Origin of the sequence: Micavibrio aeruginosavorus ARL-13 (genome assembly GCF_000226315.1) — a bacterium.
Lineage (GTDB): Bacteria > Pseudomonadota > Alphaproteobacteria > Micavibrionales > Micavibrionaceae > Micavibrio > Micavibrio aeruginosavorus_B.
Genome location: NC_016026.1, coordinates 233830 through 258824, shown reverse-complemented (window position 1 = coordinate 258824; position 24995 = coordinate 233830). Strand labels below are relative to the sequence as shown.

Annotated in this window: 17 protein-coding genes; 7 read left to right on the top strand and 10 right to left on the bottom strand. The window is 56.1% G+C overall.

Annotated features, from left to right (window positions below; translation table 11 throughout):
- Nucleotides 1-70 precede the first annotated feature (70 nt).
- The 5 genes from MICA_RS01110 to MICA_RS01090 all read right to left on the bottom strand — a co-directional run bounded on the left by MICA_RS01110 (nt 71) and on the right by MICA_RS01090 (nt 6832).
- The gene (locus MICA_RS01110; RefSeq protein WP_014101808.1) at nt 71-1618 is read right to left on the bottom strand and encodes a M23 family metallopeptidase; all 1548 of its coding nucleotides are present in this window, start codon (nt 1616-1618) and stop codon (nt 71-73) included.
- A gap of 435 nt (nt 1619-2053) precedes the next feature.
- Nucleotides 2054-2581: an invasion associated locus B family protein gene (locus MICA_RS01105; protein WP_014101806.1), complete on the bottom strand. Its 528-nt coding sequence runs from the start codon at nt 2579-2581 to the stop codon at nt 2054-2056.
- A gap of 100 nt (nt 2582-2681) precedes the next feature.
- On the bottom strand, nt 2682-3248 hold the full coding sequence (locus MICA_RS01100) for an RNA methyltransferase (RefSeq protein ID WP_014101805.1): 567 nt from the start codon (nt 3246-3248) through the stop codon (nt 2682-2684).
- Between the two features lie 37 nt (nt 3249-3285).
- Nucleotides 3286-4521, bottom strand: coding sequence for a pyridoxal phosphate-dependent aminotransferase (locus MICA_RS01095; protein ID WP_014101804.1), 1236 nt, complete (start codon nt 4519-4521; stop codon nt 3286-3288).
- Between the two features lie 316 nt (nt 4522-4837).
- Nucleotides 4838-6832, bottom strand: a complete 1995-nt coding sequence (locus tag MICA_RS01090) for an acetoacetate--CoA ligase (protein ID WP_041794158.1) — start codon at nt 6830-6832, stop codon at nt 4838-4840.
- A 156-nt stretch (nt 6833-6988) separates the two neighbouring features.
- Between MICA_RS01090 and MICA_RS01085 the strand changes: the two genes are divergently transcribed.
- The 4 genes from MICA_RS01085 to MICA_RS01070 all read left to right on the top strand — a co-directional run bounded on the left by MICA_RS01085 (nt 6989) and on the right by MICA_RS01070 (nt 12621).
- Nucleotides 6989-9139, top strand: coding sequence for a protein-disulfide reductase DsbD family protein (locus MICA_RS01085; protein WP_014101802.1), 2151 nt, complete (start codon nt 6989-6991; stop codon nt 9137-9139).
- Between the two features lie 44 nt (nt 9140-9183).
- Entirely contained in the window at nt 9184-9789 is a 606-nt protein-coding gene (locus tag MICA_RS01080; RefSeq protein ID WP_014101801.1) for a thioredoxin family protein, read from the top strand.
- Nucleotides 9790-10093: 304 nt separating this feature from the next.
- Complete coding sequence (locus tag MICA_RS01075) at nt 10094-10387, top strand: hypothetical protein (protein ID WP_014101800.1); 294 nt, start codon at nt 10094-10096, stop codon at nt 10385-10387.
- Nucleotides 10388-10554: 167 nt separating this feature from the next.
- Entirely contained in the window at nt 10555-12621 is a 2067-nt protein-coding gene (locus tag MICA_RS01070; protein WP_014101799.1) for a sensor histidine kinase, read from the top strand.
- A gap of 10 nt (nt 12622-12631) precedes the next feature.
- On the opposite strand, the gene MICA_RS01065 is transcribed toward MICA_RS01070, so the two are convergent.
- The 3 genes from MICA_RS01065 to MICA_RS01055 form a co-directional block, all read right to left on the bottom strand.
- The gene (locus MICA_RS01065; protein WP_014101798.1) at nt 12632-13036 is read right to left on the bottom strand and encodes a hypothetical protein; all 405 of its coding nucleotides are present in this window, start codon (nt 13034-13036) and stop codon (nt 12632-12634) included.
- A gap of 147 nt (nt 13037-13183) precedes the next feature.
- Nucleotides 13184-14119: an SDR family oxidoreductase gene (locus tag MICA_RS01060; protein ID WP_014101797.1), complete on the bottom strand. Its 936-nt coding sequence runs from the start codon at nt 14117-14119 to the stop codon at nt 13184-13186.
- Nucleotides 14120-14213: 94 nt separating this feature from the next.
- On the bottom strand, nt 14214-14882 hold the full coding sequence (locus MICA_RS01055; RefSeq protein WP_049782074.1) for a glutathione S-transferase family protein: 669 nt from the start codon (nt 14880-14882) through the stop codon (nt 14214-14216).
- Between the two features lie 289 nt (nt 14883-15171).
- Between MICA_RS01055 and MICA_RS01050 the strand changes: the two genes are divergently transcribed.
- The 3 genes from MICA_RS01050 to MICA_RS01040 all read left to right on the top strand — a co-directional run bounded on the left by MICA_RS01050 (nt 15172) and on the right by MICA_RS01040 (nt 23042).
- A complete protein-coding gene (locus MICA_RS01050; RefSeq protein ID WP_014101794.1) occupies nt 15172-17886 on the top strand; it encodes an ankyrin repeat domain-containing protein in 2715 nt (904 codons plus the stop codon).
- 2 nt (nt 17887-17888) lie between these two features.
- Nucleotides 17889-20579, top strand: coding sequence for a S8/S53 family peptidase (locus tag MICA_RS12290; protein WP_014101793.1), 2691 nt, complete (start codon nt 17889-17891; stop codon nt 20577-20579).
- Between the two features lie 192 nt (nt 20580-20771).
- Nucleotides 20772-23042 carry a hypothetical protein gene (locus MICA_RS01040; protein WP_014101791.1) on the top strand — a complete coding sequence of 757 codons (2271 nt, stop codon included), beginning with the start codon at nt 20772-20774 and terminating at the stop codon, nt 23040-23042.
- Nucleotides 23043-23079: 37 nt separating this feature from the next.
- Here MICA_RS01040 and MICA_RS01035 read toward each other — a convergent pair whose 3' ends face one another.
- Together MICA_RS01035 and MICA_RS01030 are read right to left on the bottom strand one after the other, a co-directional pair.
- The gene (locus MICA_RS01035) at nt 23080-24168 is read right to left on the bottom strand and encodes a cytochrome b/b6 domain-containing protein (protein WP_014101790.1); all 1089 of its coding nucleotides are present in this window, start codon (nt 24166-24168) and stop codon (nt 23080-23082) included.
- Nucleotides 24169-24199: 31 nt separating this feature from the next.
- A complete protein-coding gene (locus tag MICA_RS01030) occupies nt 24200-24808 on the bottom strand; it encodes a YceI family protein (protein WP_014101789.1) in 609 nt (202 codons plus the stop codon).
- Nucleotides 24809-24995 lie beyond the last annotated feature (187 nt).

Sequence of the window (24995 nt, the reverse complement as noted above, 5' to 3'; positions counted from 1 at the left end):
TCGTGTCCATTCGTGGTTCAAAAAACAAAAAGCCCCGGCAAACACCGGGGCCTTTTTAATTCATATCCGCTTACTGCGCGGTTGAGGCCGTGTTGCGCGCATAACGCAGTGCGCGGCCGTTGGAAATGTCGCGATCCATCTGCTTCACGTGGGCTTTGAACAGGCGCATGTCTTCGCCGTCCAGCGTTTCCCCCGTGGGCAAATCCAGACTGCGCGGGTTTTTCTGCACACCGTTGACCAGGACTTCATAGTGCAAATGCGGGCCCGTGGAGCGGCCCGTGGTGCCGACATAGCCAATCACCTGTCCCTGACGGACACGGGTGCCCGGGGTGATACCCTTGGCAAAGCGGCTCATGTGGGCATAGGCGGTTTTCAGCTGGGCATTGTGACGAATGCGGACATAGTTGCCGAAGCTGGAAAACTTCCCGGCCTTTTCAATCACACCATCACCGGCGGCATAAATCGGCGTGCCGGTTGGTGCAGCGAAGTCCATGCCCTTGTGCATTTTGGTATAGCCCAGAACCGGGTGACGACGCACACCGAAGCCGGATGAAATACGCGCCCCATCAATCGGGGTTTTCATCAGCGTCTTGCGGATGGACCGGCCATTCGGCTGGAAATAATCCACGCGCCCTTCGCTGGTTTCATAACGATAGAGCGGGATGTCGATGCCGCTGACCGACAATTGGGTGTACAGGACATCGCCCGTTTTCACACGCTGGCCGTCTTCGGTTTCATACGCTTCGTAGGTGATTTCGATTTTATCGCCTTGGCGAATGTCACGCTGGAAGTCGACGTCCCAGGAATAAATCCGGATCGCTTCGTTCACGACCGCAGACGGAATGCCCGCCTTGGCCGCCGCGCCCACAACCGACACGGAAATATCCGCCGCCTGGGTATAAAGTTTTTTGACGACCTTTTTCTCGCTCACATCAACCTTGAACCCGGCCTCTTCGGTGGCCGCGCGGGCGACGGTGATGGTTTTCAGTGCGTCCATCGCCATGCTGACCTGCGCCAGCGGCTTGACGTCGCCTTCACCCTGATCAAAGCGCACCTGCAACACCTGACCCGGGCGGATCGAGCGCGGGTTGACGTGTTGTTTCATGGCCTGCACCACGCCATAGGCATCTTTATCGGACAGGCCCGCCTGCAACAACGCGCCCGTCAGGGTGTCGCCCGGGGCGATTTTAACTTGTTTTTCCTTGGGCGCGAGGGTCGCGGCCCGATTGATGGCAACGGTCTGGCCCGGGTCCATCGTGTAAGAGGCGGCCGTATAGCGTTGCAGACGTTTCTGCGTCGCGGCCAATTGGGTCACCAGACCTTCTTCACCATCCTGACGCTCACCACCGGCGGCGGGTTCAAGATTGGCATAGGCCTGCGCCGTCAGTTCAGACGAGATTCCCTGCGCCGGATTACCCAGCGCGGAAAAAACCAGACCCACCATGACCACAGCGCAAACCGGACCCGCGACATAGCGCAGGCGCACCGTGTTGTTCCGGGTCAGCACATGGCGGTGACGCAATGGCAGGTAACGGTTCAAACGGTGCAAGACATCTTGCACCGCAACGGGCGGGATCATGGACAGGATTTTATTCGAGCGTTTTTTAAGTTGTGGCATTGGGTCAAGATCCGATCCCCGTTTGTCCGTGCGTCGTCACCGACACACATTCCGGCAAGGCGGGAACGCGTTCTATCCTCCTGGTTGGTTGGGATCGGTCGCCAGGTCGAGGCCAGATGCCCCAAAATGCGACGATACGTATGACCCCAAATCGTTAACACTTCATTAATTTCGCCCCTCAGAGTTAGCATAGCGCCAGGGGGCGAACAACCGCTTTATAAGGGCGTTAACCCTTTTATCCAAAGGGCTTTTTTGTGTAGAGCCGCCCCAAAACGGCCCCAAAATCGCCTTATTTCCTAATCTTATCCACAACGCGTTAACAAAATGATGGGATTCGATAAAATGCCGTCTAATTTCAATGGCTTGCGCCGCAACAGAACATAAAAAAGCGCGGAAACCCGCGCCTTTTTAGCCAATTTTATCTCAAGAGAATTCTTATTTCGCACAGGCCTCATTGATCGCGTCATGAGCCGCGCCCGACCCCTTCAGGATAAAGGTATCGGTGGTGGCCGTGTCGCGGCTGGACCGCCCCTTGACCACCATTTTGGACCCCTTGCGGATGGCATTGGCGATTTTCTCGTCCGTTGCCGCGTCCGGAGCCCAGGCCGTGTCATCCTGTGAGAACAGGGTATAAGACTGACCGTCAATCGTCACCGTCACGTCGCTGCCCGGCTTGTATTCATAGCCAGCGATATAGCTGAAAACGTTGCGGCTGCCTTCGGCCGGGCGGTGCGTGATCAGGGCGAAGATTTCGCCACGGCGGTTATATTTGCCCTCGGCCTTGTCCGGCTGGGCCGCCATGTAGCAGACCTTGCCCCCGGTTTCGTCAATCCGATAGGCCGTCCAGTTTCCGTGGACGCCCAGTTCAACCGGGTTCTGCGCCTGCGCCGCCGGGGCGGCCAGCGTCAAACCGGAAACAAGAGCCAGAGAAAACAGAAACAAAGAAGCGCGCGGCATCGGCATGGTTCAAATCATCCTTTGCGATCATGGGACTAACTCGGGACCAGTGTAGAGAATCGGGCCGCCTTGGCAACCGAAAAACACAGGGCGGCATACAAGCCACCTATTCCGTCACTTTCCGCCCTTTTAGCGGATGGCGAATAACCCGGCGCGGTTGCCAGACGGGCGCCGGCATGTTGCCCAGATGGGCATCCATCGGCCCACCTGCCGCAACGGGGCGATCCGCAAACCGACCCAGCGACACCATCCGGTCATACATAACAATCGCCCCGGCCACCCCGACATTGACACAGAATTTCATGGGAATGCGGATGACATGGTCGCATTTGGCGAGCAGGTCAGGCGACAGGCTGCCCATCTCCGGCCCCAGCACATAGGCCGCCCGTGTGGGATGGCGAAAGGACGGTAACGGAATGGATTCATCCGTCAGTTCCACCCCCACCAACTGGCATCCGGCGGGCAGGCGCAAATTGTCGACCGAGTCAAAATTGTACAACGGCAGATGATCGAACGCATCGGACGTATCCGACACGCGGACCAGATCCAGATCAATGTCCGGTTTGATGGTAAAGAAAAACGACCCGCCAAAGGCATGGGTGGTCCGAACCAGATTGCCAAGATTTTGTTCTTTGCTGATGCTTTGCACACCAACACCAAAGAAACCGCGCATCATACGGAGGGGAACCTTTGTCGTCTAAGGGTGATCCTTAGCGCTTTATGGCCGTTGCAAACCGGTCCAGCGCCAGACGCAGGCGCGGTTCAGAAACGGCAAAGCACATCCGCATGAAACCTTTCACATTTTCACCGAAGGCGCAACCCGGCACCAGAACAAGCCCGGCCTGATCAACCAGATTGCGGGCCAACGCCATGCAATCTTCATGACCATCAACCTTGAAAAAGCTGTAAAAACCCATGCGCGTGCGCGGGGCAATGATGCCGCCAATATCGTCGAAATAACTTTGCACGATCTGCATGTTATGTTCGTAGCGGATTTTTTGCTCTGCAATGAAATCCTCGCCCTGCTCCAATGCGGCGATCGCGCCGAATTGCGTGAACGTATTCGGGCACAGGGAATCATACAGGACCAGATCGTAAATCTTCTGCTCGGCCTCTTTCGGCCCGATCAGCCAGCCCAAACGCCAGCCCGTCATAGCCCAGTTTTTGGAGAAGCTGTTGATCACCAGCAAGCGATCATCGGGTTCCGCCACATCCAGAAAACTGGGGGCGCAGGATACGCCATAGACCATACGGCTATACACTTCATCCGAAATCACCCAGATGCCGCGCGCGCGGGCAAAATCCATCACGGCGCGCATTTGATCGGTGGTCATGATCCATCCGGTCGGGTTGTTCGGGGAATTGATGACGATGGCGCGCGTGTTCGGGCTCACCGCATCGAACAGGCGTTCAACATTCAGGACCCAGTCCTGACCATCCGCCGATAGATCCAGATAAACCGGTTTAATATCTGCCTGTTGCAAACGCATCGCGCCGAGCAGGTTTTTCCACATCGGCACAACGGCGATGACTTCGTCACCCTTTTCCAACACGGCGGCCAGCGCCAGATGCACCGCCGACGTGCCCGATGGCGTTACAAAAAAACGCTCCATCGGAATATCGTGGCCGTAATGGCGCAGATAATACGCGGACAAAGCCTGGCGCAATTCGGGACGGCCCAGCGGCGGGGAATAAAATGTTTCACCACGGCCCAACGCATCTTGAACGCTGCGGATAATAAAATCCGGCGTCGGCGCATCGCCTTCGCCCATGCTGAGCGCGATCATATTGTCGCGTCCGCGCGCATAGCGGACGATTTCGGCACCGGGATTGTGATGAATGTCATTCAGGATCGGGCGCATAAACGGCGCGGTTTTTGATGCATCGCGGTCATTCAGACCGGAAAGCAATTGTCCGTTACCATCGCGCGGAGGCAGAGCCACCATAGCGCCTTACACCCTTTGTTTTTCTTTTTCACACCAACTCTAAACCGGCATTTGCCCGGTTCATCGTATCGCGGTCCAGCCGATCTTTTAAAACGTCCGCCGTGACCTGATATTCGTTTTATAGGGAAAACCCTAAGAATGAGTCAAAGGAATTCTTAGGATTTTATAGCGTCATACGCTTGATTTTTATAAGCGACCTCGCCAATCATTTGAAAAAGCACGATATTTCACCACCCATATCCAAAACGCACCCCTGATCCGCACCGCTCACGGACCATCGGGCGATAAAAAAGGTGATTTGACCCGCCCCCTTTTCTTACGCTTTCAATTCCGGAAGGTCTTTATACAAATCCAACGCTTCGGGGTTGGCCAGGGCTTCGACATTCTTCACCTTACGCCCATGGATGATGTCGCGCACGGCCAGTTCGGTGATTTTGCCAGATTTGGTGCGGGGAATGTCGGTGACGGCGATGATGCGCGCGGGAACGTGACGCGGTGAGGCCCCGGCGCGGATTTGTGCCTTGATCCGGTCGGCCAGTTCGCCACTCAACGTCACACCATCACGCAGGCGCACGAACAAAACGACGCGCACGTCATTGTCCCAATCCTGACCCACGGCGATGGATTCGATGACTTCGGGGATTTGTTCCACCTGGCGATAAATTTCCGCGGTGCCAATGCGCACGCCGCCGGGGTTCAGGGTCGCATCCGATCGGCCATGAATGATAAAGCCACCATGATTGGTGCGTTCGATCCAGTCGCCATGGCACCAGACATTGTCAAACCGTTCGAAATAGGCCGCGTGATATTTCGCGCCATCGTGATCGTTCCAGAACATCACCGGCATCGACGGGAAGGGTTTGGTGCAGACCAGTTCGCCCGAACCCGCGCCCGCCGGAATGGGTTTGCCATCTTCGTCAAACGCATCCACGGCCATACCCAGGCCCGGCCCCTGAATTTCCCCGCGCCAGACGGGAGAGAGCGGATTGCCCAGCACGAAGCAGGAAATAATATCCGTCCCGCCGGAGATGGACGCCAGATGCACGTCTTTCTTGATTGCATCGTAAATATAATCGAACGATTCATGCACCAACGGCGACCCGGTCGAGGTTATCACGCGCAGGGCAGATAAATCATGCTCATCCCCGGGGCGCAGGCCCGCGGCCTTCAGCGCGTCGATATATTTCGCCGCCGTACCAAACAAGGTGCAGGAATGTTTTTCGGCGAAATCCCACAGCGTCTTGCCATTCGGGTAGAACGGCGACCCGTCAAACAGCATCAGCGTGCAACCCGAGGCCAATGCCGATACCAGCCAGTTCCACATCATCCAGCCACAGGTGGTGAAGTAGAACACGCGGTCCCCCTCACCAATATCGCATTGCAGTTGATGTTCCTTCAAATGCTGGATCAGCGTGCCACCATGGCCATGCACGATGCATTTGGGGATGCCCGTCGTGCCGGACGAAAACATGATAAACAGCGGGTGATTAAACGCCACGCGGTTGAAATACATATCGCGCGGCACGAACGGGGCGACAAAATCACCCAACGTGACAGCCCGATCCAAACCCGTCAGATCCGGATTGGGATTCACGAACGGAACAATCACCGTGCATTGCAAGCCCGGCAGGCGCGGCTGCACCTCGGCCACGCGGTGCAGACAATCCACCGTTTTGCCGTTGTAGTAATAGGCATCAACGGCGAACAAAACCTTCGGTTCAATCTGGCCGAACCGATCCACCAACCCCTGCACCCCGAAATCGGGCGAGGCCGAGGACCAGATCGCGCCCAGCGACGTCGCGGCCAGCATGGCGATAATGGTTTCCGGCGTGTTGGGCATAAAGGCCGCCACGCGGTCCCCTTCGCCCACACCCGCATGGTGCAAGGCCTGCGCGATTTGGGAGGACAGGTCGTAAACATCATTGAAGGAAAGCTGGCGTTCCTCGCCCTTTTCATTGCGGAAGATCATGGCGACCGCATCATCGCGACGGCGCAGCAGATTTTCGGCGTAGTTCACGCGCGCATCGGGGAAAAACGTAGCGCCGGGCATCCGGTCGCCATCTTGCAGAATGGTCGCACCCTTATCCCCGATCACCCCGCACGCATCCCACACCAGATCCCAGAATGATTCAGTGTTGTCGACGCTCCAGCGCCAGATGCTGTCATAATCGGAAAATTCCTGACCCGCGCGCACTTCGGCGCGTTCCATAAAATGGTGCAGGCTGGACCGGTCGCGGCGGACGCGATCAGGGCTCCAGAGCGGGCCGTTCCCGTTTTTGGTGATAACGGCGTCCCGGTCGGTTTTGGTCATTTTTGCCTGCCCCATTGCTGATCCCCCATAAGGTCCGCGGGTATTCTCTACACCCCATGATAAGAGTCAAGCGCACCCGGACTCTTGCCCCCGGCCGGGAATAGGCTACATTATTGAAGCCGTTTGTGTTTTACCGGAAAAATCAGGATCTTAACCATGCGCTTCCGCCCCCTGTTGACCCTCGCCTCTCTGCTGGCCCTCAGTCTGGCGGTTCCCGCAGGGGCGGCACAGGCCCAACCGACGAGCACAGCCCCCAACGTCAATATCCGCCTGATCCCGGAAAAAAATCCGGTTGAAGCAGGCACCACGATCCAGATCGCCGTGGAACAAACCATCAAGGACGGGTGGCATACCTATTGGCGCAACCCCGGCGATTCCGGTATGGCCCCCAATATCACATGGACCCTGCCCGATGGGTTCACCGCCACCACATTGCACTGGCCCGCGCCGCATGCGGTGCCGTATGCCGGGTTGATGAATTACGGGTACGAAAATTCTGCAACCTTGTTGCAGGACATCACGATCCCCGCCACCCTGCCCGCCGGGCCCATCACGATTAAAGCCGATGTTGAAATTCTGGTGTGCCACGATATTTGCATCCCGGAGTTTTCCAGCCATGAAATCACATTGAATGCCGGGGATGGCACGGACACCCCGGCGGATGAATCCGCCATCGCCGCCGCGCGGGCCGCATTGCCCACCGCGCTGGATGCCACCGGCACGTATAACGTCAATGATCAGGACTTTATCGTGACCATCACGGCCAACGACGCTGCGGCCCTGACCGGAATCGACACGGCAGCGCTGCGCCTGTTTCCACATGAATGGGGCGCGGTGATCAACAATGCAGCCCCCGTTATTGAGGCCACCGACAACACCATCACCATTCGCCAGGCCCGCGACACCACCCGCCCGATTGAGGAGTTGGGTGCCTTTGATGTCGTGTTGACCGCCAATGACCGCGCCCACAGCGTCACGATTGAACCGGGTACGATTACCACCGCCGCATCCCCCGCGCCAAATACGGCCGCCATACCCACTTCTGTCACTACACCGCCGCCCGCCCCGACAACCACTTTGGTGCAGGCTCTGCTCTTCGCGCTTCTGGGCGGCATGGTTTTGAATTTGATGCCGTGCGTGTTTCCGGTTTTGTCACTGAAGGCGCTGAAGCTGGTGCAGATGCAGGGGAAAGAAAAAAACCACGCCCGCGCGCATGGGCTGGCCTATACCGCTGGCATCTTGTTGTGCTTTGGCGTGATTGCCGGAGCGTTGATTGCGCTGAAGTCCGGCGGCGCGCAAATAGGCTGGGGGTTCCAGTTGCAGAACCCGCAGGTCATTCTGGCGCTGGCCTATCTGCTGTTCGTGATCGGCTTGTCTTTGTCCGGCGTGTTTGAATTTGGCGGACAATTGGCGGGCGTGGGACAAAAACTGGCGGGGCAATCGGGTCTGCGCGGGTCGTTCTTCACTGGCATGCTGGCCACCATTGTCGCTACCCCCTGCACCGCACCGTTTATGGCGGCGGCGTTGGGCTATGCGCTGGTGCAGCCGCCCGTTATCGCCCTGTCCGTCTTTATGGCGTTGGGGCTGGGGCTGGCCTTGCCGTATCTGGCGCTGTGCTTCGTTCCGGCGCTGGCGCGGGCCTTGCCGAAACCGGGGGCGTGGATGTTGCGCTTCCGCGAATTTTTGGCGTTCCCGATGTATGCGTCCGCCGTCTGGCTGATCTGGGTTTTGAGCCTGCAAAGCGGACCGCACGGCGTGTTGGCCGCGCTGATGGGCATGGTGTTGATCGCCTTTGCGCTGTGGATGTTGTCGCACCGCCCGCACCAAGGCACGGGCCGCATCATCATCACCCTTCTGGGATTGGTTGCACTGGCACTGGCTTTGTTGCCCTTCGCCCCGATGGCCAAACCGATGATGGACGAAGCCCCCATGGCCGCAACCGCCATGCACAATGGCGAATCCGAACCCTTTACCACCGCGCGGCTGAACGAACTGCTGGCCACCGATCAGGCCGTGTTTATCAACATGACCGCCGCATGGTGCATTACGTGCAAGGTCAATGAACGCGTCGCCATCGCCACGATGGATACGATGAATTTGTTCAAGGCCAAGAACATCGCCTACCTGAAAGGCGACTGGACCAACCAGAATCCGGAAATCACAAAATTTCTGGAATCCTATGGACGCAATGGCGTTCCGCTCTACGTGTACTATCCGCCTGCTGTAAACGGCACACGTCCGGATGCGGTGGTCTTGCCACAAATCCTGACACCCGGCATCGTAGCGGGCGTGATCAATCAAGAGTAAGTGTCCTGCGTTTAAACCCCACCATAAATGGAGAGAGACCGACCATGAAAATCCTGCTCGCCGCGGCTGTTGCAGCCCTGATGTTTGCCCCGACATTGCCCGCACACGCCGCCGCAACGGTGGGCGAGGCCGCACCGGCCTTCACCCTGACCGATTCCAAGGGCACATCGCATAACCTGTCCGACTTCAAGGGCAAGACCGTTGTGCTGGAATGGACCAACGCCGAATGTCCGTTCGTGCGCAAGCATTACGACAGCAAGAACATGCAGACCCTGCAGGAAGAAGCCACGGGCCAGGGCGTGGTCTGGCTGGTGATTAACTCCGGCGCGGAAGGCAAACAAGGCCACGTGACCGGTGCCCAAGCCGAAGAGATCATCACCCGCGATGGTTTCAAATCCACCGCTTACCTGCTGGATGGTGACGGCACCGTCGGCCATGCCTATGGCGCCAGCACGACCCCGCATATGTTTGTGATCAATGGCGAAGGCACGCTGGTCTATGCCGGTGCGATTGATGATAACAAAAGTGCGGACCCCGCCACCATCGCCGGGGCGAAAAACTATGTCCGCGCCGCGCTGGCCGATCTGGCCGCCGGGAAGCCGGTGGAAACCGCCAGCAGCCAACCTTATGGCTGCGGCGTGAAATATTAAGCTGGAAAAATTTTAAAAAGCGCCCTTCCCGCGTCATTCGGGGAGGGCGCTTTTTTATGCTCCCTCTCCGTTGGTTGTGCGTCATTGAAGCTCCCTCCCCCAAAGGGGGAGGGCTGGGGTGGGGGATCGGGTCGTCGTTCATTTCCAACATACGCCCCTCCCCCTAACCCCCTCCCTCTGGGAGGGGGAACAGAACAAGAGGAACAAAATGACTCACGGCACTCCCCCAACAAACTTGACGCACCGCACCATCCAGATGTATATTTTCCCATAATCAAAAAATAAAACTGGGTGTGCCAAGACCATGGATTTGCCGGATCATTTGACGCCGTTGCGCGACGTTCTCAACGCGCTGACCCGCCTGCCTCCGGACGAGGGTGGGGCGTGTTTTTCGATCGACACCAATACCCATGAATGCGCCTTGCACCATGGCGCGGATACACCGGCTTTGCCGCTGACCCCGGCCCGTCCGATCTCGACACTCTGCGCCATCATGAACTATGTGAACCAACATGCACCGGATCATGCCGATCATGTGGCCGCCGTGGTGGAGCAAGCGATTTATCGCGTGCAGTCACTCCCCAAGCCAAATCCATAACGTCAAGCGATCTTTTTCAATAATCGCGCAAATTTCCAAAATCTTTTGGTTGAAAAGGCCCCGCTCCGCCTGTCATCATGGCAGGCGTTAAATGTGATTCGAAACCATTCGAATCGGTGAGTTGTACAGGGATAACGAGGCCAAACGGCCCGTAAGTTGGTAAATCAATGGCCCCAAAGGACACCCAAACCCCGACAGGCTCCGCGACCGCACAGGTCGCAAACCGGGTCTTGGATGATCTGAACGACGGCGTGCCGCGCCTGATCGCCGATCAGGATGGAAAAATCCTCTTTGCCACGACTGATTTTGCCGCGCTCTGCGGTGTTGAACCCGCCGATCTGATTGGCCGGGCCCTGACCAGTGTTTTCACCTTTGCTGAGCCCGATGATGCGTTTCATGCAACCTCCATGTTCGGTGCACGCCGCGATGACGCGAACGCTATTCTGTCCAGCCTGCGCGAAGGATTGCATCTGGTCGATATTCAGACCGGCCATGCATTGCCCCCCGTGCGCGGCCCGTACCAGTTTGATCGCCTGAAAATGGCCGATGGCCGCGGATTGATTATCGCCTCGGGCACCGATGGTGAAACCGCACGCAATGCGGGCCTGGATACCGACATGGCCGCGCGCCTGCTGGACCGGATTGCCGGGAATGAATGGAAAACCCGTGCCGATGATGCCACCGCAAAACATGGCAACACCCAAAACACGAATGATGAAACCGCGCATTTCATGGCGATGTCGTCCGACCTGATGGCCGTATCCGACACGCGCGCCCGTTTTACCCGGATCAACCCGGTGATGGCCGATACGCTGGGCTACACCGAAAGCCAGATGCAGCGCATGGGCTTTTTGGACGCGATCCACCCGGAAGATAAAGCCATGGTGCGCAATGCCATTGGTGCCTTGATGACCGATGACGCGGTGCATGACCATGTCATAGATTTCGAATGCCGCATGCTGACCCGCGACGGCGCATCATTGTGGATGGAATGGCGCAACAAACGGTCCGGCGACGCGATTTACAGCGTGGGCCGCAACGTCACCGCCATTAAAAAACAAGAAGACGCCCTGTTCCGCCAGCAACAAATGCTGCGCGAAGCCCAAGCCATCGGCCATATGGGCCACTGGCGCTGGATCGTCGGCGCGACCGACATTATCTTTTCCGAAGAAATTTACTGCATCTTCGGTGTCGACCCGGAAGAATTTCATCCGACGTTGGACAGTGTGAATGCCCTGCTCCACCGCCGCGATGTGGGTCGCCTGTTGCAGGCGTTCCAGCGCGCGATCATCGAACAAAAACCATATGAAATGGAATTCCGCGTCCTGCGCCCCAGTGGCGAAGTGCGTTATATCCGGTGCGAAGGCCGTTGCGAAAACGATGCGGACGGCGAAGTGATTTCCCTGTTCGGTATCATGCAGGACGTCACCGACCGTACCCTGTACGAACGCGACCTGCACGAAGCCAAGGAAGCCGCCGAGCGCGCCTATGCCGCGAAATCCCAGTTTTTGGCGAATATGAGCCACGAACTGCGCACGCCGTTGAACGCCATTATCGGATTCTCCGAAATGATGCAGCGCCAGTTGCTCGGCCCCATCGGGTCGGACCGCTATCTGGATTATATCGGCGGTATCCGCGAAAGCGGCGAACATCTGCTCGATTTGATCGCTGATATTCTGGACATGTCCAAGATCGAAGCCGGGAAATATGAGCTGGATCTGGAAGAATTAAACGTATCCAAGGTCATTCGCCTGGCCGTCCATATGATGGAGGGCCGCGCGACCGAGGCCAAAATCCGTGTCAGCATCGACATGGCGAACGAAGATCTGCAAATCATCGCTGATCGCCGCGCCGTGATGCAGGTGTTGTTGAACCTGTTGTCCAACGCGGTGAAATTCACCGACGCGGGCGGATCGGTGCGCGTGGATTGCATGGAACGCGATGATTACGTGCTGATCAAAGTCACCGACACAGGCATCGGCATTCCGGCCAACAAGTTGAAAAACGTCACGAGGCCCTTCGAACAGGCCGCATCCCACTACACGCGCAAGCATGAGGGCACGGGACTGGGTCTGGCAATCACCAAGGAATTGATCGAACTGCACGGCGGCACGTTGCACATCGAATCCACCGTCGGCATCGGCACAGCGGTCAGCGTCCGCCTGCCCTACAATGCCTATGATGCGATGAAGGCGCAGGGATCCCTCCCCGCGCCCATCGATGATTTGATTTAATCAAACAGCCTTATATTTTCGGCTTGGTAAACCAGCGCTTCCAGAAGGGTTGGTTCTGCCACTCTTCGACTGCCCCCACTTTGACGATGATATCGTTGGCGGCCACATCCACTTCGTACGGTAATTTTTCTACACCGCCACACGCATTTTCAAAATCGCACGACAAATCATAAACACGGCTGATATTCAGAACGCCGTGCTTCGTATAAACGCCCAGCAATTCGCGGCGCATCGTGTCCTTGGTCACAGCCACGCAGGATTCGTGAATGTCGATCATCGGGCAATAGCCCCATGGCATACCATCTTCGCCATAGGTGTAGGTGATCAGGAAATCTTGCTTGTCGGCCCGCGCGCGTTCAAACGCACCGCGCAGATAATCTTCGCTCAATGAATATGTTTCGCCCACTCCGGCCATGACCCAATCCCGTTTCGTTTTTTGCAGAAATATGGTCGTAGCACAAAGCGCAAAGACCGCACAAACTTTCGCGCGCGAACCACATCAAAGCATTGAAAATAAACATAAAAATAGAGGCCTAAAGCCCCTCAATCCGTCTTGAAAAATCTACCCTTCGCGGGCTCCACCCATGGCGGCGGCAGCAAAGGCACCCATACGGGAGCGGTGCGCCTGTTCCTTGGCCAGACAATCCTGCAGCCCTTCCATAAAGGTCGGATGCTTCAGGACGACGCCCAGTTCGTTTTTAATGCGGTCGTTTTTAATGCGCTTGTTGTCGGAATAGAAACTGCGGGCAATCGGGGCCATGTCGGCATCGTCATATTTCATCAGCGGCGGCGGGGTCAGGCCCAACATGTCACAGGCCTCGGCAATCACCGCATGGCTGGGGGCCGCCAAATCGTCGGCCAAATTATAAATCGCGCCCGGATTGGGCTTCGCCATCGACGCCATCAACACCTGCACAATGTCATCGATATGGATGCGGCTGAACGCGTGGCCGGGTTTGTCGATGCGGCGGGCAATACCGGCACGCACGGAATCCAGCGCGGATCGTCCGGGGCCATAAATGCCCGCCAGACGGAACACATGCACCGGAACACCTTGGCCCGCCAGTGACAACCATTGTGCCTCGGCCCGGGCGCGGCGTGACCCGCGTTTGGTGGATGGGCGCACTTCGGAATTTTCATCGACCCATTCGCCATCGCGGTCGCCATACACCGATGTCGATGACAGATAACCGACCCATTCCAGCGTCGGAATCGACAGAATATCATCTTCGTGCATCAGGAAGGTGGGATCACCATTATCCGCAGGCGGGGTGGAGATCAAGAGGTGGGTGGTTCCTTTGAGGAACAATTGCGGGTCTTCGAGCGGTTGGGTGTAATCGAACATATAACCGCGCACGCCCAGATTTTTCAGGAAGCGGCGCTTTTCCGGATCACGCGTTGTTCCCGCAATGGTCCATCCGCCCGCTTTTTTCAAAGCCTGACCCAGATAGTCACCGGTGTACCCGTATCCAAAACAAAAAAGTTTTTTGTCCGTCATTTACTACATTCTTCTTTTTGGTGCGCAGTGAAGCGCAGTCACCGATCCCGGGAGGACATCGCCCTCCCCGACAAAAACGGACCGATACTGTATCTTAGAAATCTACGTTTTCGTAGTGGCCAACAGGCGTAAATCCGGGGATCCTATCCTCCAGCAGAGGCTGGAAGCTGGGCCGGGATTTAACGCGTGCGTACCATTCCCGGGCGGCTTGATGCTCATCCCACGGAACGTCGCCGATATAATCGATGGCCGATAAATGCGACGCCGCCGCAACATCCGCCAACGAAAAATTCTCACCGGCCAACCAACGGCGTTTTTCCGTCAGAAAACCGATATAATCCAAATGATAATGAATGTTGGCGTGGCCCGCGCGAATGGACGGCCCGTGCGGTTCACCCAATTTCAAAAACCGCTTCATCAATTTTTCGCCGACCAGGTTGTCGGTGACTTCGCGGTTGAATTTCACGTCAAACCAGCTGACCAAGCGGCGCGTTTCCGCGCGCTGTGCCGGGTCAAAGCCCAGCAGATTGATTTCGGGGTAAACTTCTTCCAGATATTCGCAGATGACCTGAGAGTTCGCGAGCGTCGTGCCATCGGCCTCGACCAGCACGGGCACATCGCCCGCGGGGTTCAGGGCCAGAAACTCCGTCCGGCGTTCCCACACTTTTTCAATGCGCTGCTCGAAATCGAGCTTCTTCTCGGCCAGTGCGATGCGCACCTTCCGGGAAAAGGGGTGAAGCCAAAGATGATACAGAGTTCTCATGTTACACAGACTATCCCAGACGTCCCTTGAAGGACATGTTTTAATTGACTGACATCATAGACTTTTCCCACCCGATTCCCCAGCCGCAAATTCACATTTCCCCGAAAAAAATTTTTATCGGCCTGATTTTAAAGAACAAAAATGAAACGCCGCGCCAATTATTTTCATAACAACGATCCATTGCAACCCAGCCATTCCAAAATCCGGTTTTTGCTTTTGCATTCCCCGGCAATCCCTCCTAGTGTTTCTGCTTGAAAAAATAAAAAAGTAAAAACAGGGATTATTTAAAATGGCTTCCGCTCAAAAACGGGCGCGGCTTTTGGCCGCCGCGGGTCTGGGATTCGCAACATTGCTGGGCGCGTTTAACGCCGCCGCCATTTCACCTATCAGTGACAATCTGGACCGTCCGCAAACGCCGGAGCCAACCCTGCAGCCGCAGCGCACTTCCCCGCTCAGCGTGGTGATTGATCCGCTCCATCAATTAAATATGGATTTGGCGGCTGAAATGCGCGCCCTGGGACGATTGATTGAAGAGCGCACGGGCAGCATCACCAATTACAATCCGGCCACGGACGATTATATCCGCATCAATATAGACACCATCAAATCCCTGCTGGATCGCGGGGCCAACCCGAATTTCCGCATTGAAAAGGGCATGCGTGTGGGCAAAACCAGCGTGTCCAGCCCGATGTTCGCGGCCATTCAGCTGTCAGCAATGATGATGACGACGGAAATTCTTGATCATATCCTGACAAAAAATCCCGACCTGAACGCCATCGACGCGGATGGGTGGAGTGTCATGGACTACGCCGTCAGCAACCTGCAGGATGCCCAGCTTGTGTCCCGGGAAAAGGTTGAAGCGGCGTTGCGCATCGTGCAGACATTGGAGGCCCGGGGCCTGACCCTGAACGACACGCGCGAAAGACTGAAAGGCGTGGAGCATCGCGATTACGCCGCCACGGCGAAAAACCTGTTCGGGTTGAGCGTGTTGCGCGATCATGGGCTGGTGCCTGATGATGTTTATAAAAAAATTATTATCGGGTCGGATGCCGCGCGCGATGCGCTCTTGAACACGGACAATATAACGCCCGCAATCCTGCAGGAACACGGAGCCAAAACACCGGACTTCAGCGGCTCGCGCCCCGGCGGCCCCTTTCAAGTTACAATGACGGCGGATAATACGCTGGACAGCGTCGCGGCGCGCTTTGCGTCGGTCATGGGTGCAATTGATCTGAACCACGCCCGCACCCTGATCGCGCAGGCCAACGACACGCCACTGGCCGCAAATCAGCCGGTGCTGATTCCCCTGCCGCCGGGCCGCGAAATCAGCGTAATCAGTGTATACAGCACGGGGGCCACCTTTAAATTACTGGCCGAGGGCAACGCCGCGCATTATTACCGCCCCGGCGCATCCATCAACACTATTGCGGCGGAACTGGCGGCGATGAACAACCTGCCCCTCGACACCAAACTGGATGCCGAGCAAAAAATACTGTTCCCCTACACCAACGACAGCCATAGCCACGTCAAGCTGATCCAACCGGACCCGAGCGCGAAGCGCAATCCGGTTGATTTATTCGTGATTGAGGGCAACCCCCTGCCGATCAAGGTCGAAGACTCCCACCATCGTGATACATACCGGATTGCGGCGGGCACGACCTATGGCATAAACCCGGCGGCGGATCTGCGCCGGATACACACTATTGAGACCCTGCCGATTGATTATCCGAGCGCACAAATCCCGGATGCGTTGCGCGCGCTGTTCAGCGCCAACACGCGCAATGATTCCATGGATTCGCCCAACAACCGTATTGTGTTCACCCATTCCATGGGTACCGCAGTCAAGGAAAGTGCCGCCAATGACGCGCGGCAGGCCCGTACCGCAAATGACCGCAACGTCGAATCCATCGCCATGATGCTGGACCCGTTGAACGAAGCGAAGCCGATCATCTTCAACGCTGCGGGCAATTACTGGTACAGCTATGGTGCCGGACGATATATGCAGGGATACACCCTGACCCATTCACCGCGATCTGTCTTGATTGGGGCCAGCGCCATCGCCAAAACCAAAAACACCGCCCCCGGCGTTAAAATGCACGTGATGACGCATTACAGTTCATACGGGGCGGATGTATGCGCACGTGTGCCGAATTTCCGCGGGGACATCATGACGGGAACGTCGTTTTCCACCCCATCCACCGCCGCGCAATACCGCCAGTTCGCCGAATGGTACGGCGACCGTTTAAGCTTTGAAGAAATCATGGCCGCCGGGTTGATGAGCGCGGACCGCGACGTTCTGGACGTAGAAAATATCGGGAAATATACCGCATCCCTGCCCCCGAGCCTGTCCACGTTGAACAGCGTGCCAGCGCTTTACACCACCAATGGCGGCGGCTTGCCGCGTCATGAACGCTGTGGCGCGGGCGTATTGGAGCCCCAATCATGGCATCAGGCCCTGCAGAATGTCTTGTCGTTAAAGGCGCAATTTAACCTGTCCGCCAATATGGTGCCGCATCAGCGCGTCACCATCAAAAACGCGTTCACCCGATCTGACGCGAACAACGTGTCCGAATATACGTACCGCATTCCCGCCCCGGCGGATATGACGCTGGGCAAGCTGACGTTCCTGTTGCCGCAATTCCAGAATGCCCACAGCGACGTGGTCGTACGCACACCCGCCGGGTTTGAAATGCTGTTACCCCGGACATACACGGACGTTTTGTCCACTTTCGCCTTTGCCTATGAAGACGTGAAAGCCGGCGACGTATTTGAACTGCGAACAACGCAACCGCTGGCCCCTGAGGCGGGCATCGTCTTTAACGGGCACGCGCCGGGCAATTCAATCGCGGCGTTGCGTGATTATCTGCGTGGCCATGGAACCCTGCCCGCCCCGTTGAAATCCATGACGATGAACAGCGTCACAGGGGATGCCCAGCCGGTCAATATTCACAAACCCCTGCCCGACGCCCCGGGCGCCAAGCCAGCCTTTCCAGGTGGATTTTAAAGATGAACCGTCGACATATTCGCACTATCGTTGCTTCCGCTGGCCTGAGCACGCTGGCCTTGAGCCTGTCCTTCAACAGCGTCGCCCATCCGGCACTGGAAGAGGCCGATGCAGCAGCCCAAACCCAAACTCTGGCCACGCAATCCGACGCCGCCCAGAAACAATTCAAATTAAATCACGATCTGGCGCGCGAAGTTGGGATTCTGGGGCAGTTTTTGCTGACACAGAAAAACGCCAACCCGGCCTATAACCCAAAAAACGACCCGCATGTCCGGGGCAATATTGACCTGATCAAAACACTGATTAAAGACGGCGGCAACATCAACCACAACAGCTACGGCGCGCTGATGGTCGGGGAAGAGGCTTATTCCACCGCTTTTAGCGCCATGTTCCAGGTATCGCGCCTGTTGGAATCAACGGAGTTGTTTGATTTCATGATGGAGCGCGGGGCCGATATCAAATCACAGGATGTCGGCGGACGCGGGCCGATGGATCACGCGGTCAAGGCCGTCATTGACGCACAGGATCAATCCCGCGCCGACCTGCGCCTGAGCCTGAAGATGATGAAGCGCTTGATTGATGGTGGGCTCAGCCTGAAAGATGCGGAAGAGACCATTAAAATTCAGGCCGGAACCCGCATGACCGACATCATTCACAATCTGGCCAGCGCCGAAGAATTCTGGCGCGCCGGGCTGATTGATTACGCCACTTACTACCGCCTGCATTACAGCACCCCGTCGGCGACCCATGCCGCCCGCACCGCCACCACGATCACAGCGGATCTGTTGCGCGATCACGGGGCCAAAGTGCTGGATTTTTCCGCCGTCCTGCCGCTGAAACCTTTTGAATATGTGATTCAAGACGGTGATACGCTGGATACACTGGCCGCACGTTTCGCCCCGATCATGGGCACACGCGATACAGAAGACAGCCGTCGCGCCATCATCGCGCATAATACAGGCAAGCTTCCCCCGCACGCAGGACAAACTCTGCGCATTCCTGTGGCGGTGGGTCAGGAAATTGATACAAAACCCGCACACGCCTTTGTCTTTATGAGTGACACGGACACCACAACCAGCTTCGAAAAAATTGCCAAGCGCGTGGGCACCGAATATGCCCGCCCCGATGCCGATACGGCGACGATCGCCGCCGATCTGGCCCGCATCAATGGCATGGCTGTTCACGCCGCCATCCCGCGCGACCGGCTGATTATCGTGCCCTATCTGTACGACAGCCACGCCCATCTGGCCCCGGTCATTCCCGGACCCACGGCGGGCAACAAACCGGTCGACCTGATCGTCGTTGAACGCCCCGCCGGCGATACCGGGGACCATCACACCGACACGTTCCGCACCGCCACGGGCACGGCCTTTGCCATCAATCCAAAGGTGGATTTCACACGGTTTCACGCCATCGAGGAATCCATCATGTTTTATCCGGGCGGGGAGACATCCAACATATTGCGCGCACTGTTTAACAACGCGGCGGCCCCGTTGATGGACAATGTCGTCTTTACCCATTCTATGGGCATGACCCGGTCGGAAAAACTGGGTGATCAGAAACGCGTCTATCACACAACAGACACGCTGCTTTACCGCACGACAGATACAGTGATCAAACGTCTCGACGCGTCAAAACCCATCGTGTTTCAGGCCGCGGGCAATGATTGGTATAGCGGCGGCGGGCGGTATATACAGGGCTATTCCACCACGCACTCCCCGCGTGCGGTCATCGTCGGGTCCAGCGGCATGTACAAGACCAAGGATTCCAAAGATCAGCCCGTCCACGTCATCAGCACGTACAGCAGCTTTGGCGGCGATATCTGCGCCAAGCAGCCCAACCGCCGGGGTGAACAGCTCAGCGGCACATCGTTTTCAACACCGGAAACGGCCGCTTTGTATCGGCAAATGGCGTCCTGGTATGGCGACCAGCTGAATTTCGAGGAAATCATCGCCGCTGCCATGATGACGGCCAGCCGCGACGTGCGCGATTTTGAAAATGTCGGATCGTTCCAAAGCCTGTTTGGATCGCCAGCCGAAGTCACATTGCAATCCGCCCCGGCCGAATTCGTCACCAATGGCGGGGGCCTGCCGCACCATGACCGATGCGGCCCCGGTATTCTGGACGTTCCGGCGTGGCACGCCGCCATTCAAAAAATGCTTGTTTTAAAGGCGGAAAAGGGGCTAGCCGCCACACCCGTCAGCCATACCATCATGGCGACACCCGCCCGTATCACGGTCGGCCACGCCAAGAAACCGGAATATGTGTATCAGGTCCGCGTGCCCGAAGACATGACACTGGGTAAACTGACCTTTAAATTCCCGCATCCTCTGGGCACCCATGGCGACATCGCTGTGCGCACCCCGGCCGGATTTGATTTGTGGATGCCCAAATCTTTCAGCGAAACCGTGTCCACCTTCGCCTTCGCCTATGAAGATGTGAAAGCGGGCGACATGTTCACAATCCGCACAACGCAACCGCTGGCCCCCGGGGCGGGCATCATCCTGCGCGGCCAGCCAACGGGCAACAGCATCGCCGCCCTGCGCGACGCGTTACAGGCGGTAGGCACATTGCCCAAACCACTGAAAACGATTACTGGGGACAAGGAATCCGATTTCATGTACCCCGTCGATCTGCAACGGCCCCAGCCCATCGCCCCGACGCCGATTTACCCGTCGCGGTTTGAACGATAATCAAAAAGCCCGGCCCGTGTTCGGGCGCCGCCTGCCCCGTCAAAAAAACGCCCGGCGATCCGGGCGTTTTTCACATTAACATACTGAAAATAAACAATTTTAAACCTTTGCATTTTCCAGAAGATTTATTGTATGGTGCCCACCCACGGCCCCGGCCGTGTTGTTATATAGATTGTATGGAGTTTTTAAATTATGGGTTCCGCACGCACACTGCGCTCTGCTCTCGCCGCAACCGGATTGGCCGTTTTAAGTCTGAGCCTGGCTTTCAATGACGCCGCCGCACAAACCGCCAAACAACCTGTGGCCAAGACCGCGCAAAAAAATAAAAACGATGTGCGCACGGAACAGGACAAGGTCCTGCATGAATCTTTGCTGACAGCCTATAAGGCCGCGCTGTTCCAAAAGGACGATGAACCGGCGCAGGATATTGCCGCGTTGGTCGACAGCGCGATCAACGCGCTGGATCAAGGCGCGAACCCGCATCTGCGCATCACGCAAGGCATGAACATCCTGAGCCCGATCGAAGTGGCCTATACCCTTTTTGCTGAAAAAGGGGACACAGGCACAAACGCCAGTGCATTGATGAAAAAAGTGCTCGAAAAAGGTGGAAATAAACGCCAGATCACATCCAACGACATGACCATCATGGATGAAGCTGTCGAAATATTTCTTAAATCTGAGCAGGAGCACATTGATGGAGTCCGCAAAATATTGAGCGTCATCCAATGGCTTTACAGCTTTGGCTTCACTTACAGCGACGCCCCTAAGTGGCAGAAAGAATACAAAGATTTTACCAGCATTGCCGACTGGGCGATGGACAGAAAGACGCTTGAAATTCTCAAGGAATTGTCACTGGTTGATGAAAAAAACTATACGCGCTTGACCATTGGCAATCAAAATTCCCGTGATGCTGTACAAAACAACACGCATTTAACACGTGAAATGTTGACGAACAATGGCGCCAACATTGCAAAAATCGCCATCCCATCATTACCAAAATCGTCCTCCTTGGAAGCCTTGGAACCTGGACCCACCGCAAAAAACCGTGAAGTGGACCTGGTGACCGTTGAATCCAAAGGTGATAATTCACCCATCAAAAATCACCATGTGATCGTTTTTACAACGGCGGTTAAATCAGCGCTGATCTTAAACCCCAATGTTGATACAAAAAACTTTCACCACCTATACGAATCATCATTCCGCCAAATCCGGAAGGATAACAGTGACATTCACACGGCCTTATTCAACAATAACGGCGCAAAAATCGCCGATAATATTGTATTCAGCACATCGCAAGGCAGTGCAAAAGACACTGATCACGTTTCCGAAGAAAATGTCGAACGCTACGAAGGCGCAATAGACTTCATCGCACTCCGCGAAAGCCTGGATCAACAGCAAAAAAACAAAATCACCTATTTCATTGCCAACGGGAATGACTGGTTTACCGGCGGCGGACGCATGGGCGAAACATCATATATTACACACGGCCCGCGCGCAGTCACGGTTGGCGCAAGCGCTGATTTTAGAGCCAAAAACATGGAGACAGAGCGGCCAATGATTGCGCATTACACAAGTTTTGCCGCAGACATTTGCAACCGCACACCTTCATTTGACGGAGAAATAAATCACGGAACGTCAAATGCAACGCCGGCACTGGCCGCAACATATCGCCAAATGGCCGAATGGTATGGTGATGCCCTGTCGTTTGAGGAAATAATGGCGGCGGGTTTGATGAGCGCGGATCGTAACCCATGGGACTTCAAAAATCCTGGCATGTTCAAAGATGACAAGGACCATTCAGTCGCTAACAACCCAGCCAATTTTGAAGGTCAGCCTGCACACTACACAAGCAATGGCGGTGGGCTGCCTTGGCACGAACGATGCGGCGCCGGGATTATTAACCCCAAGGCATGGAACAACGCCATTCAAACCATGATCATCTTGAAGGAACGCGACGGCCTGCAAACAACGCAAGCCACCGCGCAATTCCTGTCGGTCCACAGCCATGAAAAAATCGGCACCGGCCGCAAAGCGTTCAACAAATATAGCTTTGTGGTTCCGGAAGATATGACACTCAGCCGGTTAACCATCGCCACACCGGGTGGTTCCTGGTTAACGATTATGCCGATTGTAACGACCCCCGCCGGCTTTCAATTCCGCATGCCGTTCAGCGAAACAGAAACTTTTTCGACCTATGCCTTCGCCTATGAAGACGTGAAAAAGGGCGATGTCATTACAATCGAAAGCCGGGGCAAGATGGAACCCGGCGCCGGCATTTACATTCGCGGGCAAAAACCCGGCAATGCCATTGCGGCCCTGCGCGATGTATTGCGCAAAAACGGCGTCCTGCCCGCACCTGTGCGCGCCATGACCGAAAGCAAGGTCACAGGACCGGCAGAACCCCTGCCCGCCGTAATAGAATACCCGGATGATCCGCCAACCCCGCGCGTTCCGAAGCCATAAAGAAAAACCCGGCCAGTGGCCGGGTTTTTTATGATCTCTATTTTTTCGCCACGATGTGGATCGTGATTTTTACATCCGTTCCCACATCCTTGGGGTTCGACCATTGCCCGGCCCCGACACCATAATCAATACGGTTGATGGTCAGCGTGCCGTCTGCCGTGGCCACACCCGAGTCATCGACAACCAGAGTAAAGGGCAATTGCACCGGCACGGTTTTATCACGGATGGTCAACTGGCCATGGGCGATAAAGCTGTTCGGATCGGTCCCGGCCTCAAATTTATCCGTGACAAACTTTGCCTGGGGGTAGGTTTTTGAATCAAACCATTCCGCCCCCTGCACCGACCCGTCACGGTCCTTGCTGGCGCTGTCAAAACTGGCGATATCAATGGTGATATCGGCCTTGGATCCCGCCAGATTGCCGGCATCGAAGTGAATGACGCCATCGAATGTCTTGAACCCGCCCTTGAATGGCGCACCCATTTGCGTGCCTTCGATTGCAATGGTGCTTTGATCTTTTTGAATCGTCCACGCCGGGGCGTCCGCGGCAGAGGCAGGGGCGATCATCACCCCCAGCGCCACGACCACCATGGGCAGCATCCGGCGCAACGTTGAATCCTTGTCAATGACGTGATGTTTCATGGCACCGGCGAAATGCAGCCCGATCAAGACGATCAGCGCATATCCGGCATAGCCGTGAATGCTGCGGGCGATCGACCCGATCTGTTCGTTTTCCCCGACCAGATCCGGCAGGGTAAACCAGCCGAACACATTGACCGAAAACCCCTTGGCCGACGACATGATCCACCCCGAAAGCGGCATGGCAAACAACGCCAGATACAGAAGACCATGGGTGATTTTGGCCAAAGTTTTTTCCCACCCGGCATGGGTGGGCAGGCTGTGCGGATGCGTATTCATAAACCGCCAGACCAAACGGGCCGCGACCAGCGCTAGAACGGTAATCCCGAACGATTTATGCCAGAAGGATAATTTAAACATCAACGGGCTGGGGTCCAGCGACTCCATATACAACCCAACACCGAGAAGACCAATCACCAGCAGGGCGATAACCCAGTGAAAGCTTTTGGCGACAACGCCATAATGTTCAGATGTGTTACGCCACTGCATGGTGCATGGTCCTCTCGTCTCGGATCAGGGATTATTCGTTGGTCGCCGGTTTGGCCTGCAGGATCGATTCAACCTCAATCCGCACCTCAACATCGTCACCCACGGCCGGAATGCCATAGGTAATGCCGAAATCCGAGCGTTTAAAGCTGGTCGTGGCCGAGAAGCCCGCGCGACTTTCAGCCGGGTTCATCGGGTGCGGACCCGCATTGTTAAAGGTGGTTTTCAGCACGACTGGCTTGGTTACGCCCTTGATGGTCAGATCGCCAGTGATGTCAGCGGTCTTTTCACCCGTCACGGCAATCCCTGTGCTTTTGAACGTAATCTCCGGGAATTTTTCGACATCCAGGAAATCGGCATTCTTCAAATGCTTGTTCCAGGCATCGTCATTGATCTCCAGCGAGTCCGATTTGATCACGACATCGACATTGGATTTGGACGGATCGGTGCGATCGAAATGGATCGTCCCGCTATACCCCAGAAATTTCCCGATGGAGTTGGAGAAACCAAGGTGGTTCACCGCGAACACGATTTGCGTGTGCGGCGTTTCCAGCGTGTAGGTTTCAACAGCATCTGCCGCGCGGGCCGCAACAGGCGTAATCAGCAAAGCGGCCGCAGCCAGAATGGATAAAAAACGAGACATGGTGGAACGGTTCCTTTTGTGTGTCAGTGGTTGTTGGTGTGATGTGTTTCAAAAACAATTCTTACGCGAAAGATCCGATGGTTCAGGTAACACGAAAAGTCTGAATCAAGGATGAACAAATCCTCAACAAATCGTCACCATGGCACCACGCTTTTGCGCGCACTTTCAGTCAGTTAGGTGGTGCGTA

Excerpts from the sequence above, each read along its gene's own strand:
- MICA_RS01110 (WP_014101808.1), bottom strand. The coding sequence starts at position 1,618 with ATGCCACAACTTAAAAAACGCTCGAATAAAATCCTGTCCATGATCCCG.
- MICA_RS01105 (WP_014101806.1), bottom strand. The coding sequence starts at position 2,581 with ATGCCGATGCCGCGCGCTTCTTTGTTTCTGTTTTCTCTGGCTCTTGTT.
- MICA_RS01100 (WP_014101805.1), bottom strand. The coding sequence starts at position 3,248 with ATGCGCGGTTTCTTTGGTGTTGGTGTGCAAAGCATCAGCAAAGAACAA.
- MICA_RS01095 (WP_014101804.1), bottom strand. The coding sequence starts at position 4,521 with ATGGTGGCTCTGCCTCCGCGCGATGGTAACGGACAATTGCTTTCCGGT.
- MICA_RS01090 (WP_041794158.1), bottom strand. The coding sequence starts at position 6,832 with ATGACCAAAACCGACCGGGACGCCGTTATCACCAAAAACGGGAACGGC.
- MICA_RS01085 (WP_014101802.1), top strand. The coding sequence starts at position 6,989 with ATGCGCTTCCGCCCCCTGTTGACCCTCGCCTCTCTGCTGGCCCTCAGT.
- MICA_RS01080 (WP_014101801.1), top strand. The coding sequence starts at position 9,184 with ATGAAAATCCTGCTCGCCGCGGCTGTTGCAGCCCTGATGTTTGCCCCG.
- MICA_RS01075 (WP_014101800.1), top strand. The coding sequence starts at position 10,094 with ATGGATTTGCCGGATCATTTGACGCCGTTGCGCGACGTTCTCAACGCG.
- MICA_RS01070 (WP_014101799.1), top strand. The coding sequence starts at position 10,555 with ATGGCCCCAAAGGACACCCAAACCCCGACAGGCTCCGCGACCGCACAG.
- MICA_RS01065 (WP_014101798.1), bottom strand. The coding sequence starts at position 13,036 with ATGGCCGGAGTGGGCGAAACATATTCATTGAGCGAAGATTATCTGCGC.
- MICA_RS01060 (WP_014101797.1), bottom strand. The coding sequence starts at position 14,119 with ATGACGGACAAAAAACTTTTTTGTTTTGGATACGGGTACACCGGTGAC.
- MICA_RS01055 (WP_049782074.1), bottom strand. The coding sequence starts at position 14,882 with ATGAGAACTCTGTATCATCTTTGGCTTCACCCCTTTTCCCGGAAGGTG.
- MICA_RS01050 (WP_014101794.1), top strand. The coding sequence starts at position 15,172 with ATGGCTTCCGCTCAAAAACGGGCGCGGCTTTTGGCCGCCGCGGGTCTG.
- MICA_RS12290 (WP_014101793.1), top strand. The coding sequence starts at position 17,889 with ATGAACCGTCGACATATTCGCACTATCGTTGCTTCCGCTGGCCTGAGC.
- MICA_RS01040 (WP_014101791.1), top strand. The coding sequence starts at position 20,772 with ATGGGTTCCGCACGCACACTGCGCTCTGCTCTCGCCGCAACCGGATTG.
- MICA_RS01035 (WP_014101790.1), bottom strand. The coding sequence starts at position 24,168 with ATGCAGTGGCGTAACACATCTGAACATTATGGCGTTGTCGCCAAAAGC.
- MICA_RS01030 (WP_014101789.1), bottom strand. The coding sequence starts at position 24,808 with ATGTCTCGTTTTTTATCCATTCTGGCTGCGGCCGCTTTGCTGATTACG.